Source organism: Enterococcus aquimarinus, assembly GCF_001885765.1.
Classification (GTDB): Bacteria; Bacillota; Bacilli; order Lactobacillales; family Enterococcaceae; genus Enterococcus_I; species Enterococcus_I aquimarinus.
The window spans coordinates 1-17,876 of the sequence record NZ_JXKD01000005.1; the positions used below are offsets into that span (position 1 = coordinate 1).

At 41.0% G+C, this 17,876-nt stretch carries 12 protein-coding genes and 2 rRNA genes; 4 read left to right on the plus strand and 10 right to left on the minus strand.

What is annotated here, in order from left to right; translation table 11 throughout:
• Positions 1-2,843, minus strand: a 23S ribosomal RNA gene (locus RU93_RS04905); the annotation flags it as partial.
• A gap of 278 nt (positions 2,844-3,121) precedes the next feature.
• Positions 3,122-4,679, minus strand: a 16S ribosomal RNA gene (locus tag RU93_RS04910).
• Positions 4,680-5,432: 753 nt separating this feature from the next.
• Between RU93_RS04910 and croR the strand changes: the two genes are divergently transcribed.
• The 4 genes from croR (at position 5,433) to RU93_RS04930 (ending at position 10,477) form a co-directional block, all read left to right on the plus strand.
• Positions 5,433-6,122 (plus strand): response regulator transcription factor CroR, encoded by a 690-nt coding sequence (croR, locus tag RU93_RS04915; protein WP_071874500.1) that lies wholly within the window; start codon positions 5,433-5,435, stop codon positions 6,120-6,122.
• Entirely contained in the window at positions 6,112-7,296 is a 1,185-nt protein-coding gene (locus RU93_RS04920; RefSeq protein ID WP_071874501.1) for a sensor histidine kinase, read from the plus strand. The genes croR and RU93_RS04920 overlap by 11 nt, the downstream gene beginning before the upstream one ends.
• A 307-nt stretch (positions 7,297-7,603) precedes the next feature.
• Entirely contained in the window at positions 7,604-8,881 is a 1,278-nt protein-coding gene (gene serS / locus RU93_RS04925) for a serine--tRNA ligase (RefSeq protein WP_071874502.1), read from the plus strand.
• 126 nt (positions 8,882-9,007) lie between these two features.
• Positions 9,008-10,477 (plus strand): polysaccharide deacetylase family protein, encoded by a 1,470-nt coding sequence (locus tag RU93_RS04930; RefSeq protein ID WP_169818091.1) that lies wholly within the window; start codon positions 9,008-9,010, stop codon positions 10,475-10,477.
• 115 nt (positions 10,478-10,592) lie between these two features.
• Here RU93_RS04930 and RU93_RS04935 read toward each other — a convergent pair whose 3' ends face one another.
• From RU93_RS04935 to rsmG, 8 genes are all read right to left on the minus strand, one after another.
• A complete protein-coding gene (locus tag RU93_RS04935) occupies positions 10,593-11,330 on the minus strand; it encodes a GntR family transcriptional regulator (RefSeq protein WP_071874504.1) in 738 nt (245 codons plus the stop codon).
• A 178-nt stretch (positions 11,331-11,508) separates the two neighbouring features.
• Positions 11,509-12,993 carry an IMP dehydrogenase gene (guaB, locus tag RU93_RS04940; RefSeq protein WP_071874505.1) on the minus strand — a complete coding sequence of 495 codons (1,485 nt, stop codon included), beginning with the start codon at positions 12,991-12,993 and terminating at the stop codon, positions 11,509-11,511.
• Between the two features lie 258 nt (positions 12,994-13,251).
• A complete protein-coding gene (locus RU93_RS04945) occupies positions 13,252-13,959 on the minus strand; it encodes a DUF1129 domain-containing protein (RefSeq protein ID WP_071874506.1) in 708 nt (235 codons plus the stop codon).
• 53 nt (positions 13,960-14,012) lie between these two features.
• On the minus strand, positions 14,013-15,113 hold the full coding sequence (gene ychF, locus RU93_RS04950) for a redox-regulated ATPase YchF (protein ID WP_071874507.1): 1,101 nt from the start codon (positions 15,111-15,113) through the stop codon (positions 14,013-14,015).
• Positions 15,114-15,130: 17 nt separating this feature from the next.
• Positions 15,131-15,310, minus strand: a complete 180-nt coding sequence (locus tag RU93_RS04955) for a DUF951 domain-containing protein (protein WP_071874508.1) — start codon at positions 15,308-15,310, stop codon at positions 15,131-15,133.
• A 21-nt stretch (positions 15,311-15,331) separates the two neighbouring features.
• The gene (locus RU93_RS04960) at positions 15,332-16,219 is read right to left on the minus strand and encodes a ParB/RepB/Spo0J family partition protein (protein WP_071874509.1); all 888 of its coding nucleotides are present in this window, start codon (positions 16,217-16,219) and stop codon (positions 15,332-15,334) included.
• Positions 16,209-16,973: a ParA family protein gene (locus RU93_RS04965; protein ID WP_071874510.1), complete on the minus strand. Its 765-nt coding sequence runs from the start codon at positions 16,971-16,973 to the stop codon at positions 16,209-16,211. The genes RU93_RS04960 and RU93_RS04965 overlap by 11 nt, the downstream gene beginning before the upstream one ends.
• 11 nt (positions 16,974-16,984) lie before the next feature.
• Positions 16,985-17,701 carry a 16S rRNA (guanine(527)-N(7))-methyltransferase RsmG gene (rsmG, locus tag RU93_RS04970; RefSeq protein ID WP_071874511.1) on the minus strand — a complete coding sequence of 239 codons (717 nt, stop codon included), beginning with the start codon at positions 17,699-17,701 and terminating at the stop codon, positions 16,985-16,987.
• Positions 17,702-17,876: the final 175 nt, after the last annotated feature.

A 17,876-nucleotide genomic window follows, 5' to 3' on the forward strand; every position in this document is an offset into this window, starting at 1 on the left:
CCTGATCATCTCTCAGGGATCTTACTTTCTTAAAGAAATGGGAAATCTCATCTTGAGGTGGGCTTCACACTTAGATGCTTTCAGCGTTTATCCCTTCCCTACATAGCTACCCAGCGATGCCTCTGGCGAGACAACTGGTACACCAGCGGTAAGTCCATCCCGGTCCTCTCGTACTAAGGACAGCTCCTCTCAAATTTCCAACGCCCGCGACGGATAGGGACCGAACTGTCTCACGACGTTCTGAACCCAGCTCGCGTGCCGCTTTAATGGGCGAACAGCCCAACCCTTGGGACCGACTACAGCCCCAGGATGCGACGAGCCGACATCGAGGTGCCAAACCTCCCCGTCGATGTGGACTCTTGGGGGAGATAAGCCTGTTATCCCCAGGGTAGCTTTTATCCGTTGAGCGATGGCCCTTCCATGCGGAACCACCGGATCACTAAGCCCGACTTTCGTCCCTGCTCGAGTTGTAGCTCTCGCAGTCAAGCTCCCTTTTGCCTTTGCACTCTACGAATGATTTCCAACCATTCTGAGGGAACCTTTGGGCGCCTCCGTTACCTTTTAGGAGGCGACCGCCCCAGTCAAACTGCCCATCTGACACTGTCTCCCATCACGATTAGTGATGCGGGTTAGAGTGGCCATAACGCAAGGGTAGTATCCCACCATTGCCTCCATCGAAACTAGCGTCCCGATCTCTACGGCTCCTACCTATCCTGTACATGCGGTACAGACACTCAATATCAAATTACAGTAAAGCTCCATGGGGTCTTTCCGTCCTGTCGCGGGTAACCTGCATCTTCACAGGTACTAAAATTTCACCGAGTCTCTCGTTGAGACAGTGCCCAAATCGTTACGCCTTTCGTGCGGGTCGGAACTTACCCGACAAGGAATTTCGCTACCTTAGGACCGTTATAGTTACGGCCGCCGTTTACTGGGGCTTCAATTCGTACCTTCGCTTGCGCTAAGCACTCCTCTTAACCTTCCAGCACCGGGCAGGCGTCAGCCCCTATACTTCATCTTTCGATTTTGCAGAGACCTGTGTTTTTGATAAACAGTCGCTTGGGCCTATTCACTGCGGCTGTTCTTGCGAACAGCACCCCTTCTCCCGAAGTTACGGGGTCATTTTGCCGAGTTCCTTAACGAGAGTTCTCTCGCACACCTTAGGATACTCTCCTCGACTACCTGTGTCGGTTTACGGTACGGGCCGTTGTTTTCTAACTAGAAGCTTTTCTCGGCAGTGTGACATCAGAAACTTCGGTACTTAAATTTCCCTCCCCATCACAACTTGTCCTTAATGAATGAAAGCATTTGACTCTCACTCGGACTTATTGCTTGGACAGACATTTCCAATCGTCTGCATTTCTTAGCCTACTGCGTCCCTCCATCGCTCAAACAAAAACAACGGGTACAGGAATATCAACCTGTTGTCCATCGCCTACGCCTATCGGCCTCGGCTTAGGTCCCGACTAACCCTGGGCGGACGAGCCTTCCCCAGGAAACCTTAGTCATACGGTGGACAGGATTCTCACCTGTCTTTCGCTACTCATACCGGCATTCTCACTTCTAAGCGCTCCAGCAGTCCTCACGGTCTACCTTCGACGCCCTTAGAACGCTCTCCTACCAGTGTACATACGTACACTCCACAGCTTCGGTAATATGTTTAGCCCCGGTAAATTTTCGGCGCAGGGTCACTCGACTAGTGAGCTATTACGCACTCTTTAAATGATGGCTGCTTCTGAGCCAACATCCTAGTTGTCTGTGCAACCCCACATCCTTTTCCACTTAACATATATTTTGGGACCTTAGCTGGTGGTCTGGGCTGTTTCCCTTTCGACTATGGATCTTATCACTCACAGTCTGACTGCCAGATATAAATGTATGGCATTCGGAGTTTATCTGAATTCGGTAACCCTAGACGGGCCCCTAGTCCAAACAGTGCTCTACCTCCATCATTCTTAAAATCTGACGCTAGCCCTAAAGCTATTTCGGAGAGAACCAGCTATCTCCAAGTTCGTTTGGAATTTCTCCGCTACCCACACCTCATCCCCGCATTTTTCAACATACGTGGGTTCGGTCCTCCAGTGCGTTTTACCGCACCTTCAACCTGGACATGGGTAGATCACTTGGTTTCGGGTCTACGACCACCTACTCATTCGCCCTATTCAGACTCGCTTTCGCTACGGCTCCGTCTCTTCGACTTAACCTCGCAGATAATCGTAACTCGCCGGTTCATTCTACAAAAGGCACGCTATCACCCATTAACGGGCTCTAACTTGTTGTAGGCACATGGTTTCAGGATCTATTTCACTCCCCTTCCGGGGTGCTTTTCACCTTTCCCTCACGGTACTGGTTCACTATCGGTCACTAGAGAGTATTTAGCCTTGGGAGATGGTCCTCCCGGATTCCGACGGAATTCCTCGTGTTCCGCCGTACTCAGGATCCTCCTAGGTGCTTTCCAAATTTCGTCTACGGGGTTTTTACCCTCTTTGACGGACTTTTCCAAATCCTTCGACTATCTGAAAAAACTACCATATCGGAGTCCTACAACCCCAACAAGCAAGCTTGTTGGTTTGGGCTGTTCCCGTTTCGCTCGCCGCTACTAAGGGAATCGAATTTTCTTTCTCTTCCTGCAGGTACTTAGATGTTTCAGTTCTCTGCGTCTACCTCTAATCAGCTATGTATTCACTGAAAAGTAACATCCTATAAAAGATGTTGGGTTTCCCCATTCGGAAATCTCTGGATCAAAGCTTACGTACAGCTCCCCAAAGCATATCGGTGTTCGTCCCGTCCTTCATCGGCTTCTAGTGCCAAGGCATCCACCATGCGCCCTTATTCACTTAACCTTCTCAACCTTACGGTTGGGTTTTTGACGTTGTTTCTAGCGATAGAAACGCGATCAAAGATAAAATAAATAAAGTAATTGGAATCATGTAACAATCATCCAACACAATGTTCTTGGTTTGTTATATTTCTTTTCTTCAATATCCAGTTTTCAATGAGCAAAATACAATTAAATTGAGAGTAAACCTCTCAAAACTGAACAAAGAGCAAACGATGTGTAGTTTCCGTGATGTTTGATTGGCAAATGATGAAACATCATTGCGTCAAACAAATTCCTTAGAAAGGAGGTGATCCAGCCGCACCTTCCGATACGGCTACCTTGTTACGACTTCACCCCAATCATCTATCCCACCTTAGGCGACTGGCTCCAAAAAGGTTACCTCATCGACTTCGGGTGTTACAAACTTTCGTGGTGTGACGGGCGGTGTGTACAAGGCCCGGGAACGTATTCACCGCGGCATGCTGATCCGCGATTACTAGCGATTCCGGCTTCATGTAGGCGAGTTGCAGCCTACAATCCGAACTGAGAGAGGTTTTAAGAGATTAGCTCAGCCTCGCGGCTTGGCGACTCGTTGTACCTCCCATTGTAGCACGTGTGTAGCCCAGGTCATAAGGGGCATGATGATTTGACGTCATCCCCACCTTCCTCCGGTTTGTCACCGGCAGTCTCGCTAGAGTGCCCAACTAAATGATGGCAACTAACAATAAGGGTTGCGCTCGTTGCGGGACTTAACCCAACATCTCACGACACGAGCTGACGACAACCATGCACCACCTGTCACTTTGTCCCCGAAGGGAAAGCTCTATCTCTAGAGTGGTCAAAGGATGTCAAGACCTGGTAAGGTTCTTCGCGTTGCTTCGAATTAAACCACATGCTCCACCGCTTGTGCGGGCCCCCGTCAATTCCTTTGAGTTTCAGTCTTGCGACCGTACTCCCCAGGCGGAGTGCTTAATGCGTTAGCTGCAGCACTGAAGGGCGGAAACCCTCCAACACTTAGCACTCATCGTTTACGGCGTGGACTACCAGGGTATCTAATCCTGTTTGCTCCCCACGCTTTCGAGCCTCAGCGTCAGTTACAGACCAGAGAGTCGCCTTCGCCACTGGTGTTCCTCCATATATCTACGCATTTCACCGCTACACATGGAATTCCACTCTCCTCTTCTGCACTCAAGTTTCTCAGTTTCCAATGACCCTCCCCGGTTAAGCCGGGGGCTTTCACATCAGACTTAAGAAACCGCCTGCGCTCGCTTTACGCCCAATAAATCCGGACAACGCTTGCCACCTACGTATTACCGCGGCTGCTGGCACGTAGTTAGCCGTGGCTTTCTGGTTAGATACCGTCAAGGGATGAACTTTTTACTCTCATCCTTATTCTTCTCTAACAACAGAGTTTTACGATCCGAAAACCTTCTTCACTCACGCGGCGTTGCTCGGTCAGACTTTCGTCCATTGCCGAAGATTCCCTACTGCTGCCTCCCGTAGGAGTCTGGGCCGTGTCTCAGTCCCAGTGTGGCCGATCACCCTCTCAGGTCGGCTATGCATCGTGGCCTTGGTGAGCCGTTACCTCACCAACTAGCTAATGCAGCGCGGGTCCATCCATCAGTGACGCAAAAGCGCCTTTCACTTTCTCTCCAGGCGGAGAAAAAGATTATGCGGTATTAGCACCTGTTTCCAAGTGTTATCCCCCGCTGATGGGTAGGTTACCCACGTGTTACTCACCCGTTCGCCACTCTTCTTTTCCGATGAACCGAAGTTCGATGAAAAAGAAGCGTTCGACTTGCATGTATTAGGCACGCCGCCAGCGTTCGTCCTGAGCCAGGATCAAACTCTCATTAAAAAGTTGAAACAATCTTTCGATTGTTAAGCTCAAAAATTTTGCTAGCTAAATTGCTTGCTTGTAATGTTCACTTCTATCTAAATAGAAGCGTCCTACACTTTTGGTTCGTTTTGCTTGCTTTGTTCAGTTTTCAAAGGTCTAAAATATTGCGTTAACAACTCTTATATCTTATCAGTTATACGAATGTTTGTCAACATTTTTTTGAATTTTTTTCATTAAATTATGAATCAAATTCGCGTGGCGACGTCCTGCTCTCACNCGTTGTTTTAGCAACCTTTATATATTATCACCTTAACAGATTAATGTCAACAACTTTTTAATATTTAATAAAAGTTTTTTATCTGCTGTGCTATCAGCAACTTTTATATACTAACAAATAACATTGTTATTTGTCAATTGTTTTTTTATCTTTCTTTTTAAAAGTGATACGCTACAGTTCTATATTTATACGTCTTGCTTCAACAGTTAATAATATACCAATTTTCTACAGCCGAGTCAATAGCTAGAACGTTGATAAATCAACGTTTCTATTTAGAGCCCTTTCTTCTATCAACCACTTCGTTTTCATCCGTTATTATCCGTAAAATAAACCCTTATATCCTTATAAAAACAAATAACGTTCGTTAATTTGCTCGTTTGTCCTTTGTTTTTTCTTTTAATTTCTTATATTATCTAAAGATTGATAGTTATTTTATCTATTTATTCATTTTTTTGATAATATAGGGTTAGATAAAACTATTAGGAGGTTGTCTTATGAAAATATTAGTAGCAGATGATGATAAAGAAATTGTAGAGTTAATTAGTATTTATCTTCATAATGAAGGATACGAAGCAGTAAAAGCTTACGATGGCAAAGAAGCCATGGAGTACGTTCGTTCAACACCCGATATCGGTTTATTAATTTTAGATATCATGATGCCTGAATTAGATGGCATGCAAGTTGTTAAAGCGCTTCGTAAAGAATCACAAATTCCAATTATTATGTTAACAGCAAAAACAACTGATATGGATAAAATTAAAGGGCTGGTTGCAGGCGCAGATGATTATATTACAAAACCATTTAATCCACTTGAAGTCATGGCTCGGGTCAAATCGTTATTACGTCGGACAAAGATGACTGCTGCCAGTGAACAACCCGATATTTTAGAAGTTCGATCATTAATTATTAATCGTGATTCTCATGAAGTAAAAACATTGGATGGCGGAGATATTCAACTGACTGCATTAGAATTTGGAATTCTTTATCTTCTAGCGTCTCATCCAAATCGTGTGTTTAGTGCCGATGAAATTTTTGAACGGGTATGGAAACAAGAAAGTGTCGTTTCCGCAAAAACAGTGATGGTTCACGTGAGTCATTTGAGAGATAAGATAGAAGAAGCTACTGGTGGCGAAAAAATCATTCAAACCGTTTGGGGAGTTGGATATAAAATAGATGCCAAATAACAAAATAGAAAAACGAAAACGAATCACATTGACCTCAAAGGAGATTAGTGAACTTTTTGCAGAAGCAATCGTCACAATTGTTTTGTTAATTTTACTTAACATTGCGATTATTGTCATCTTTTCTTCGATTGTGAATCATTTTCCTTCATTAAATGATGCTATTTTTGAAACGCGAAATAGTTTTGTGCGAAATTTTGATTCGACAATTTTTTTAAGTGGTAGAAATTTAGTCATTCCTCTCTTTATTATTCTTGATACTTTAATTTTATATTGGCGCTTAATTCGTCGTTACCGTCAAATGCAATTACGGCATATTATTACTGAGCTGCATTACATTGCCAGCGGGAATTATGATCACCGTATCCCATTTGAACTTAGTGGTGATTTAAGTCGGATTGTCACGAGTATTAACGGTCTCGTCGACAGTACGGTCGCAGCCATTGAAGAAGAGCGTCGGATTGAACAATCGAAGGATGAATTAATTACAAATGTGAGCCATGATATCCGCACACCTTTAACATCTATTATTGGTTATCTTGGGTTAATTGAAGATCGACAATATCGTTCTGAAGAAGATCTATTAAAATACACGCATACCGCTTATGTAAAAGCTAAACAAATGACTTCTTTAGTGGAAGATTTATTCGAATATACCAAAGTTCGCCAACCTGGTGTTCCGATTCATACAATGAACTTTGATATGGTACAACTTTTGGAACAACTCGCCATTGAATTTGAATTAGAAGCCAGTCGGAAGGGAATTGACATTCAAGTAGTGACCAGTGCGCCACAGTTATTAATGGATGGTGACACGGATAAATTAGTTCGGGTGTTTAACAATTTAATTACAAATGCGTTGAAGTATGGTAAAGGAGCTACTCTAATCTTGATTGAGATTGAAAAAGTCGGAACTGAGGCGATTATTCGTGTGAAAAACAATGGGAAGATGATCCCTAAGCATTCCTTAGATTCTCTTTTCAATCGCTTTTACCGTGTGGAAGAGTCACGATCACAAGAAACGGGTGGTACTGGCTTAGGGCTTGCCATTTCACAAAGCATTATTGCGTTACATGGCGGTTACATTTATGCCCAATCAAATCAAGATTGGACATCCTTTATCATCCATTTACCACTTAGTCATGTGAAACGTACAAAAAAATCAGAGAATAGTTGACGAAAGAGCCGTTTTCCGCTATGCTAAAGCAAATAAAATGAATATTCAAGCAGAGAATCTAGTACGTAGTGTTTCTATTTCAATAGAGAGCTGATGGTTGGTGAAAATCAGTATAGAACAAGACCGAATCCAATTCTTATCATGCTTCTTTTGAAAGAAAGACCTACTTCTCAGGTTACGAGAGAAACAAGGGCGGCAAATTGTCGAACTTGGGTGGTACCGCGAATAATCTATTTCGTCCCAAGCTATAGCGAGGGATGGAATAGTTTTTTTTATTTTATTTACTAATTTGAGGAGGAAAAATAAAATGTTAGACATCAAAATGATTCGCCAAAATATGGAACTTGTCGAGCAAAAGTTAATCGCGCGTGGTGTGGCCCCTGAAGTATTGATCCACTTTTTAGCACTTGATGAAAAGCGTCGCGAGTTGCTTGTACAAACAGAAGAACTGAAAAAATATCGCAATGAGGTCTCTGGTGCGATTGCGACGTTAAAACGGGAAAAAGTCGATGCGACGGATAAAATTACCGAAATGAAAGCAGTCGGTGAACAAATCAAAGACTTAGATACTCGTTTGCAAGCGATTGATGATGAGTTACAAGCAATTGCTACTACATTACCAAATTTAGCACATGAAAGCGTGCCGGTTGGAAAAGATGAAGAAGACAACATTGAAGTACGTCGTTGGGGTACTCCCGGAGAATTGGATTTTGAGGCTAAACCACACTGGGAAATTGCGGAAAACTTAGGGATTTTAGACTTTGAGCGCGGCGCAAAAGTTACTGGTAGCCGTTTTGTGTTCTACAAAGGCTTAGGTGCTCGTCTCGAACGGGCATTATATAACTTCATGTTAGATCAACATATTTACGAGCATGGCTACACTGAAATGATGACGCCCTATATCGTTAATAGCCAATCAATGTTTGGTACAGGACAATTCCCGAAATTTAAAGAAGATGTTTTCCAATTGGCGGATACTGATTTCACTTTAATTCCAACCGCTGAAGTACCGTTAACGAATTACTATAGTCAAGAAATTTTAGAACAAGATTCGCTACCGATTTCTTTAACTGCCTTGAGTCCCGCTTTTCGTTCAGAAGCAGGAAGCGCTGGTCGCGATACTCGTGGTTTAATCCGTCTTCATCAGTTCAATAAAGTAGAAATGGTTAAATTCAGCGATCGGGAACATTCTTATGAAGCCTTAGAGCAAATGACCGCCGACGCCGAGAGTATTTTGCAAAAATTACAATTACCTTATCGCGTTTTAACATTATGCACCGGAGATATGGGTTTTTCAGCTGCGAAAACGTATGATTTAGAAGTATGGATTCCAGCACAAGATACTTTCCGTGAAATTAGCTCTTGTTCGAACTGTGAAGATTTCCAAGCACGCCGGGCGATGATTCGCTACCGTGATGATCAAGGGAAAATTCACTACGCTCATACTTTAAACGGCTCTGGTTTAGCAGTAGGTAGAACCGTTGCAGCTGTTTTAGAAAACTATCAAAATGCCGATGGAACGGTTACCGTGCCTGAGGTCCTTGTTCCGTATATGGGTGGCATCACACGTATCGAAAAAATATAATCATCCGATTAATCTTTGTATAAGGAAATTCTTATACGAAGATTAATCTTTTTTTTATTGAGCTTATATTACAAAAGTGTTACATTATTATTAATATTAAGAATAATGATGTTAGAGGTGCTTAGAGTGATCGATAAAAAAATAACTCCTGCGACTAATAGGAGTGAACGACGACAACTTCAACAAAAAAAACAATCAAAAAAAATGTATTCGCGTTTTGTTTTCTTCTCCCTATTAACAGCCATCATCATTGGCTCAGGTCTTGGCCTGTTATACTTCTTAGAACAACAACGAATGAATGAAAAAATTGCGTCCGAAACACAAGAAATACTGAAAAAAAATCAACAAAGACAAGTACAAAGCGGTTTTGAAACGAACGAAATGATTACTGAAAAAAATAATCTGACTAAAGTCACTTATATCCCAAAAGAAAAAGATAGCTTACCTATTGAGAACATCGAAGAAAGAATGTCTACCTTAATGAATCAAGCCGCGAAAAAATATAAAGGAAACCAACACACAATCCTCATCGGCAGGATTGGTTCCGAAAACTATACGGAGAAATTGGCTTCTTATAGTGTGATGGTTGATACGTATCAATGGCAAGTCGATACTACTACTTTTAAAAATATCGGGACCGTTGAAGATGAGCCTACTTACATCAATCAAAAAACGGAACAAGCTGTTACGATTGAGGAATTAATTGTCGAAGACGCCAATCTACTTGGTATCCAACAAGTGATTCAACAACAAATTTTAGATGATGCTGAAAATCCAAATGATGTGATTGACGCAGTGTTAAATTTACCTCGAATTAATTGGGAAACAAAAATGACGTATCAACCCGATGCTCTACACGTTGTACTTCCCGAAAATGAAACCGGCGTTACTGAAATCACACTATCGTATCAACAGATCCAACCGTTTATTCAAAAAGAATTAGTCAATCCCGCATTCTTAAATGAAGAAGCAACGGGACTAGATCCTAATCAAAAATATATTGTGTTAACTTTTGATGATGGCCCTATGCCGCATACCACAACTAACGTTTTAGATGTTTTACAAGAAAAAAACGTCAAAGCTACGTTCTTTTTACTTGGTCAAAATGCGAAAAAGCATCCTGATCTAGTGAAAAGAATGCATGAAGAAGGTCATGAAGTCGGTAGTCATTCCTACTCTCACCCACTTTTGACAAATCTTTCAAAAGAAGCGATTGAAAAAGAAGTCCAGCAAACCGATCGCGCCATTTTTGAAGCAACCGGCGTTTTACCACGAACATTTAGACCACCTTATGGAGCCGTAAATGCCGATGTGGCAGCGATCATTGGTAAACCGATTATTCAATGGAATATTGATTCAATGGATTGGCATTCGAAACAAAAAAATGCAACCATTCAGATGATTGATCAAACAGCTTCTGAAGGTGGTATTGTCTTAATGCACGACATTCAGCCTTCTACTGTTGATGCACTACCACGAATCATTGATAATCTTAGAGAGCAAGGATACCAATTCGTCACGGCCGAGGAATTGATGGAATCAAATATCCGTCCCTTATATCAATATTTTAGTCGTCATGATTTTCGTAAAATTTGATAGATAAGTCATTCATAATCAAACAAAACCCTCAGGAAAAATATTCCTGAGGGTTTTTGTGATAGCTATTATGATAAATTGATCAAAATAGTTTTTATTGACTAATGGAAATAGACTAATTTTCAGGTGTTCGTACATGAGCAATCCGATAACGAAATTGATCGGCACGCGCGACACTTAACGTGAATTCGATAATTTCATTTTCCGTATTATACGTTGTCCGTCTTAAACTTAAGACAGGAGATCCTTCAATAATTTGCAATTGTCTCGCATCTTTTGACTTAGCGATCGTAGCAAAAAACTCTTCATTTGCTACGCGAATCGTTTGATTAAATTCTTGGGAAAATAAATCATAGAGCGGTTTTTGCTCCAGTAATTCCCTTGTCAGCGTCAAAAATTTTTTAGCTGGTAAATAAGAGCGTTCTAACATCATCGGTTGTCCATCTGCCAAACGCAAACGTTTTAACTTAAGTAATTTTTCACCTAACGATACACCCAATCGGCCAGCCAGATATTTATTGGCTTCTACCACTTCAAATTCTAAAATTTTTGTTTCAGGTGTTTTACCTAAGGAGCGCATTTGTTCTGTGAAACTATACGAGCCCGATAAATTCGTCACTTGTTTACTTAAATCTGAAACAAACGTGCCTTTGCCATGTTGACGATAAATATAGCCTTGTTTTTCTAATTCTTGCAGTGCTAAACGGACGGTTGTACGACTTAACCCATAACGGTTGGTTAACTCTCGTTCGGAGGGTAACATGTCATTGGCTTCCATTTCCATTTCAATCTTTTCTTTTAATAAATCAACTAATTGATTATATAAAGGTTGTTTAATCATCCCTTTTTCCATTTCGACTCACCTCTTTTTCACTCTCAAACTGGTTACTACCACATCGTAAGATTACTATTAAAACGATGAATTGTCAATCAAGAAAAAGATAGGAATCGTTTAATGATAGGCATCAGAAAAAGGTGTGACAACAGTCTACTCTTTCGAAAAACGACTGTTGTCACACCTTGTTTTTTTCTTACGATTTTACTGAATAGTTTGGTGCTTCTTTTGTAATTTGAACATCATGTGGATGCGATTCTTTTAGACCGTTGCCACTCATTTGAATAAATTGAGCTTCTTCGCGTAACTGTTCTAAATCACCTGCTCCTACATAACCCATACCTGAGCGTAAACCACCAATCATTTGGAATAAGATATCCGCCGCGCTACCTTTATAAGCAACTCGACCTTCGATTCCTTCAGGGACTAACTTATTCGCTTCGTTAACGCCACTTTGGAAGTAACGATCACTTGAGCCTTTTTCCATCGCGCCTAATGAACCCATCCCACGATACGTTTTAAAACGACGACCTTGATAGATTTCGAACTCACCTGGTGATTCATCCGTTCCTGCTAACATACTACCTAGCATGACAGCATGACCACCCGCAGCTAATGCTTTTACGATATCACCTGAGTATTTAATCCCACCGTCTGCAATAATCGTTTTGCCATATTTACGAGCCACAGATGCTGCGTCATAAATCGCTGTTAATTGAGGCACACCAACTCCTGCTACTACACGGGTCGTACAAATAGAACCTGGTCCAATTCCGACTTTTACGACATCTACTCCGGCATCGTAAAGAGCTTTCGTTCCAGAAGCTGTCGCAACATTTCCGGCAATTAACGTGGCTTGTGGGAATTGCGCACGAATCTCGGAAATTTTCCGTAAGACTCCTGCACTATGACCATGAGCTGTATCGATAATAATCGCGTCTGCTCCTGCTTCGAGTAAGGCTTCTGCTCGCTCAAACGTATCACTTGTCACACCGACTGCGGCAGCAACTAATAAGCGTCCATGTTCATCTTTGGCAGCATTCGGGAATTCAATTACTTTTTCAATATCTTTAATGGTAATTAAACCACTTAGACGTCCGGCTTCATCCACGATTGGGAGTTTTTCAATTTTATGTTTTTGTAAAATCTTTTCAGCATCTTTCAGCGACGTACCGATTGGCGCTGTGACTAAGTGTTCTTTTGTCATCACTTCTGAAATTGGAATATGATAATCGGTCACAAAACGTACATCGCGGTTTGTAATAATCCCAACTAATTTACGGTTTTCGAGCGTTTCAACAATTGGTACACCACTAATACGATAATTAGCCATTAATTTTTCAGCATCGGCAACTAAATGATCCGGTGTTAAGAAGAATGGATCAATAATCACACCGCTCTCAGAACGTTTAACTTTCCGAACTTCATCCGCTTGTTCTGCCACACTCATATTTTTATGAATGACGCCTAAACCACCCTGGCGCGCCATCGCAATCGCCATCTTGCTATCTGTTACGGTATCCATACTGGCACTCATAATTGGAATATTTAATTTGATATTTTTTGCTAATTGAATACTTAAATCAACATCATTTGGTAATACGTGACTTTCTGCTGGTACTAATAAGACATCATCAAACGTTAATCCTTTTTTTGCGAATTTTGTTTCCCAGTTGGACATTTTCGTAACCACTCCTCGTTTTTTGTGTTGCTAATCAAAATAGCAAAATTTTATTCAGAAGTCAACTATCCAATCAGAACATTAAAACTTACTCATTAAATCATTCGGAAACTGCCGATAATAATGCTTATCAACACGTGAACGATTGATGGATTTAAAAACCAAAAAAACCTCCCAAAGTAAGCAAAGGTTGCTTATTTCGGGAGATTCTCGTTAACATAATATTCGATATTCGCAGTGTAGATGTTTAGTCATCGACTATTTTTTAGGAACATCTGCTCTTGGTAAAGCTAAACTACCAACGATATTATATTTTTTCTTTAAATAATAACGAATTCCTAGTGCTGAACCACCGACAATCACTAAGCCTAATGGTGGTAAGATAATATTAATAAATGGTGGGATGAGTGCTGAGACTCCAATAATTAAGACCCAAGCTAAAAACGCGCCTCCTAAAATCAATAAAATCTTCCATAATTTTGGCCGCTTGCTCTTATCAGCACCTGGTCGTTCATATTGATACACATATTTGTACATCAAATAAAAGACCCAGCCCCCAAATCCTGCCATGAGGAACAACGTGATTAAACCGTAAACTTCAACGCTATTTCTGAAAAACAATCCCATTGTGCCAAGCATTAAACCAAATACCCCTAAAATCAATAAGGCATTATCCAACCACATAAACACTGGTTTCGTCTCTTTGACTTCTTCTGGTTTATTCAAAATGGCTTCGGTTCTTTCAGAAACTGTCCCAAATAACTGACGTGCCGTCCGACCTGTTTTTTGTTCTTGCACTAGTAGCGGTAACATATCATGTAACGCCACGGCTTTTTCTTCTTCCGATAAATTCGCTGCTGCTAACGATTTTTTTAAGTCAAAAATATATTGTTGATTTTTCTTCGTTAATTCTTGTTCTAACGCCCGATTTTCAGCGACGTAATTTCGTACTATTTCTGGATCCATTCTCGATTGCCCCCTTCTTTGCCTTTGACGCTTAGTTGATTCTTGTTTTATGATTAGACGTTAAAACGAAACAGCATAACATCGCCGTCTTTCACGATGTACTCTTTTCCTTCTAAACGAACACGTCCGGCTTCTTTCGCTGCTTGCATTGAACCATACTCACTTAAGTCTTCAAAAGAAACAGTTTCGGCACGAATGAATCCTTTTTCAAAATCGGAGTGAATAATACCGGCTGCTTGAGGTGCTTTGATGCCTTTGGTAAACGTCCAAGCACGAACTTCTTGCTCACCTGCCGTAAAGTATGTTGCCAATCCTAGTAAATCATAGGCTGCACGAATCAATTGATCTAAGCCAGATTCTTCAATCCCTAGGGCTTCTAAGAAATCGGCTTTGTCTTCTTCATCAAGTTCAGCAATTTCTTCTTCCGCACGGGCACAAACAACAATGACTTCCGCATTTTCGCTCGCTGCAAATTCACGGACTTGTTGAACGTATGGATTGCTGTCTGCATCTGCCACTTCATCTTCCCCAACGTTTGCTACGTACAAAACAGGTTTTGTCGTTAATAAAAACAACCCTCTGACAATTTTTTCTTCGTCTTCGGTAAATTCAATGGAGCGCGCAGAGTGTCCTTCTTCCAAAACAGGTTTGATTTTTTCTAAAACCGCAAGCTCTGCTAAAATATCTTTGTCTCTGGCTTTCGCCATTTTAGCAACTCGTTGATGCCGTTTCGTAATAGAATCTAAATCGGCTAAGACTAATTCTAAATTAATCGTATCAATGTCTTCTAATGGATTAACCCGTCCTTCAACGTGCGTAATATTGTCATCATCAAAACAGCGAACGACATGACAAATCGCATCGACTTGGCGAATATGGCTAAGAAATTGATTTCCTAGTCCTTCCCCTTTACTCGCACCCTTCACAATTCCGGCAATATCCGTAAATTCAAATGTTGTTGGGACTGTCTTCTTTGGTTTCACTAATTCTGTTAAACGTTGTAGGCGGCTATCTGGCACTTCTACCATTCCTACATTGGGATCAATCGTCGCAAATGGATAATTTGCTGCTTCGACTCCTGCTTTCGTAATTGCATTGAATAACGTCGATTTCCCTACATTTGGTAAGCCGACAATTCCTGCTGTTAATGCCATCTCTTCTTCACTCTTTCCTATGCTTTTTCTAAAATCTTCTTCATTTTTTTCTCAAACTCACGCCGAGGCATCATGACCATTTGGCCGCATTTGACGCACTTAATTTTGATATCAGCACCCATTCGAATAATTTCCCACCGATTCGTCTGACACGCGTGCGGTTTTTTCATTTCTACAATATCGCCAAAATCATACATTCTAAACGACTCCTTTATTGCTTATGCTTCGTCAAAAGAAATGTTCAACAAATCGAGAATTCGCGTTAAATCACTTTGGGAAAGATACTCAATTTCAATCTTCCCTTTGCCTTTTTTCTCATGAATTTCGACATTTGTTCCAAATTTGTCCATCAACTGTTCTTCGCTCTCACGTAAATAATAAGGTTTTTCTTGAATAATACGCGAAACTTTCTTTTTCGACTTATCATCATTCATCGCAGAAACTAGCTGTTCAAGTTGACGCACGGTTAGATTTTCTTTGACGCAACGATTAGCTAATTTTAACATTTGTTCTTTGTTTTTTAAACCTAGAAGTGTTCGTGCTTGTCCCATTGATAACCGATCATCTTGTAGCATTTCTTTGACCAATTTCGGCAAGGTCAACAACCGTAAATAGTTTGCGACATACGGCCGACTTTTCCCTAAACGAGCCGCCACTTCTGCTTGAGTTAACTTTAAGTTCGTCATGAGCATTTCGTAAGCTTCTGCTTCTTCTAACGCATTTAAATCTTCTCGTTGCAAATTTTCTAAAACGGCTACTTGCATCATCGCTTCTTCATCAAAGTCACGAATAATGGCCGGGATCGTTTCTTTTTGTGCTAATTTAGATGCACGGAAACGACGTTCACCCGCAATAATTTCATACCCCTTAACGGCTGATTCACGCACAATAATCGGTTGAAACACTCCTGAATGAGCAATCGAACTTGCTAATTCCTTTAAGGAGTTTTCATCAAATGTTTTTCTGGGTTGGTAAGGATTGGGACGCAACTCATTTAATGAAATTTCAATTACGGATTCTTTTTTGACATCGACTTCTTCTAAACTCGCTAAATCTTGAAATAAAGCGTCAATTCCTTTGCCTAAAATTTTCCCTTTATTTTTCACGAGTTAACACTTCCTTTGCTAGCGCTTGATACACTTCGGCTCCTTTTGAACGGATATCATAATCAATAATCGACATCCCATGACTTGGAGCTTCTGATAAACGAATATTGCGGGGAATAATCGTATCATATACTTTTTCTTGGAAATAACGGCGAACTTCTTCCACCACTTCTGCCCCTAAGTTCGTGCGGGCATCATACATTGTTAATAAAACACCTTCGATTTCTAACTCAGGATTAAAGTGTTTTTGGACTAAGCGAACGGTATTTAATAATTGACTCAACCCTTCTAAGGCGTAATATTCACATTGGACGGGAATTAAAATCGAATCACTTGCTGTAAAAGCATTGATGGTTAAGTGACCTAAAGAAGGTGGACAATCGATAAGAATAAAGTCATATTGATCTTTCACTTCGTTTAACGCCATCTTTAAACGGGATTCTCGTGCCATCATCGAGGTTAATTCAATTTCTGCTCCGGCTAATTGTAACGTCGCAGGTACAATATCTAAGTTTTCTCGAGACGTTGGGTAAATCGCATCTTGAATTGGTACTTCATTGACTAATACATCATAAATATCATGTGTCACGTCTGGTTTGCGAATGCCCATTCCACTCGTCGCATTTCCTTGAGCATCACTATCAACTAAAAGAATTTTCTTTCCAACAAACGCAAGACTCGCGCCTAGATTAACAGTAGTCGTCGTTTTTCCTACGCCACCTTTTTGATTTGCAACAGAAATAATACGTGCCATGGATACGCCTCCTATTTTAGTGGTTGCTTATTTGGTATTCCTGGTTTTCTTGGGTATTTATTTGGTGTCTCTTTTTTCTTTTCAATCATTAAGATATGACGTTCATCGCCAATTAAGGGTAAATGAATCACTTTATCTTCTACAAATTTCCCGCCTAATAAAGCAATGGCTGACTGCGCCTCTTGCAGCTCCTCATCACTCTTCGTCGCTTTTAGTGCATAGAAATAGCCTGATTTTTTAACGAGAGGCAAACAGAGCTCTGCAAGGACATTCAAACGAGCGACTGCACGCGCCGTCACGTAATCATAGCTAGCCCGTTGCTCTTTTGACTGGCCAAAGGTTTCAGCCCGATCATGGAACAAAGAGACCCCTTCTAGCTGCAATGATTGCACTAAGTGTGTTAAAAAGGTTATCCGCTTGTTCAAAGAGTCCACAATCGTGACTTTTAAGTCAGGGAAAATGATTTTTAACGGAATACTCGGGAAGCCCGCTCCTGAACCAACATCACATAAAGAGGCTTTGGGATTAAAATCGACTGCGAGTGCTAGTGTAATGGAATCATAAAAATGCTTTAAATAGACTTCTTTTTTTTCTGTAATTGCCGTCAAATTCATTTTTTCGTTCCAAGATACGAGTAGTTCATAATAGCTTTCGAATTGGTGCATTTGTTGCGCACTTAATTCGATGCCTTGTTCGTGTAATTGTTGTTTAAATTCTTCAGGTAGCATCGCTTTTTCCTTTCTTTTTCGTGAAACAGGGAATGTTTCACAGATTCGTTCTTACTTTAACGTAAATTTAGCAATCATGCAAGAGAAAGTCCGATTTCTATTGATGATTTCGCGACTTTTTTATTGTTTCACGTGAAACAAAAACAATCAATCGACAGCGGACGATTGATTGTTT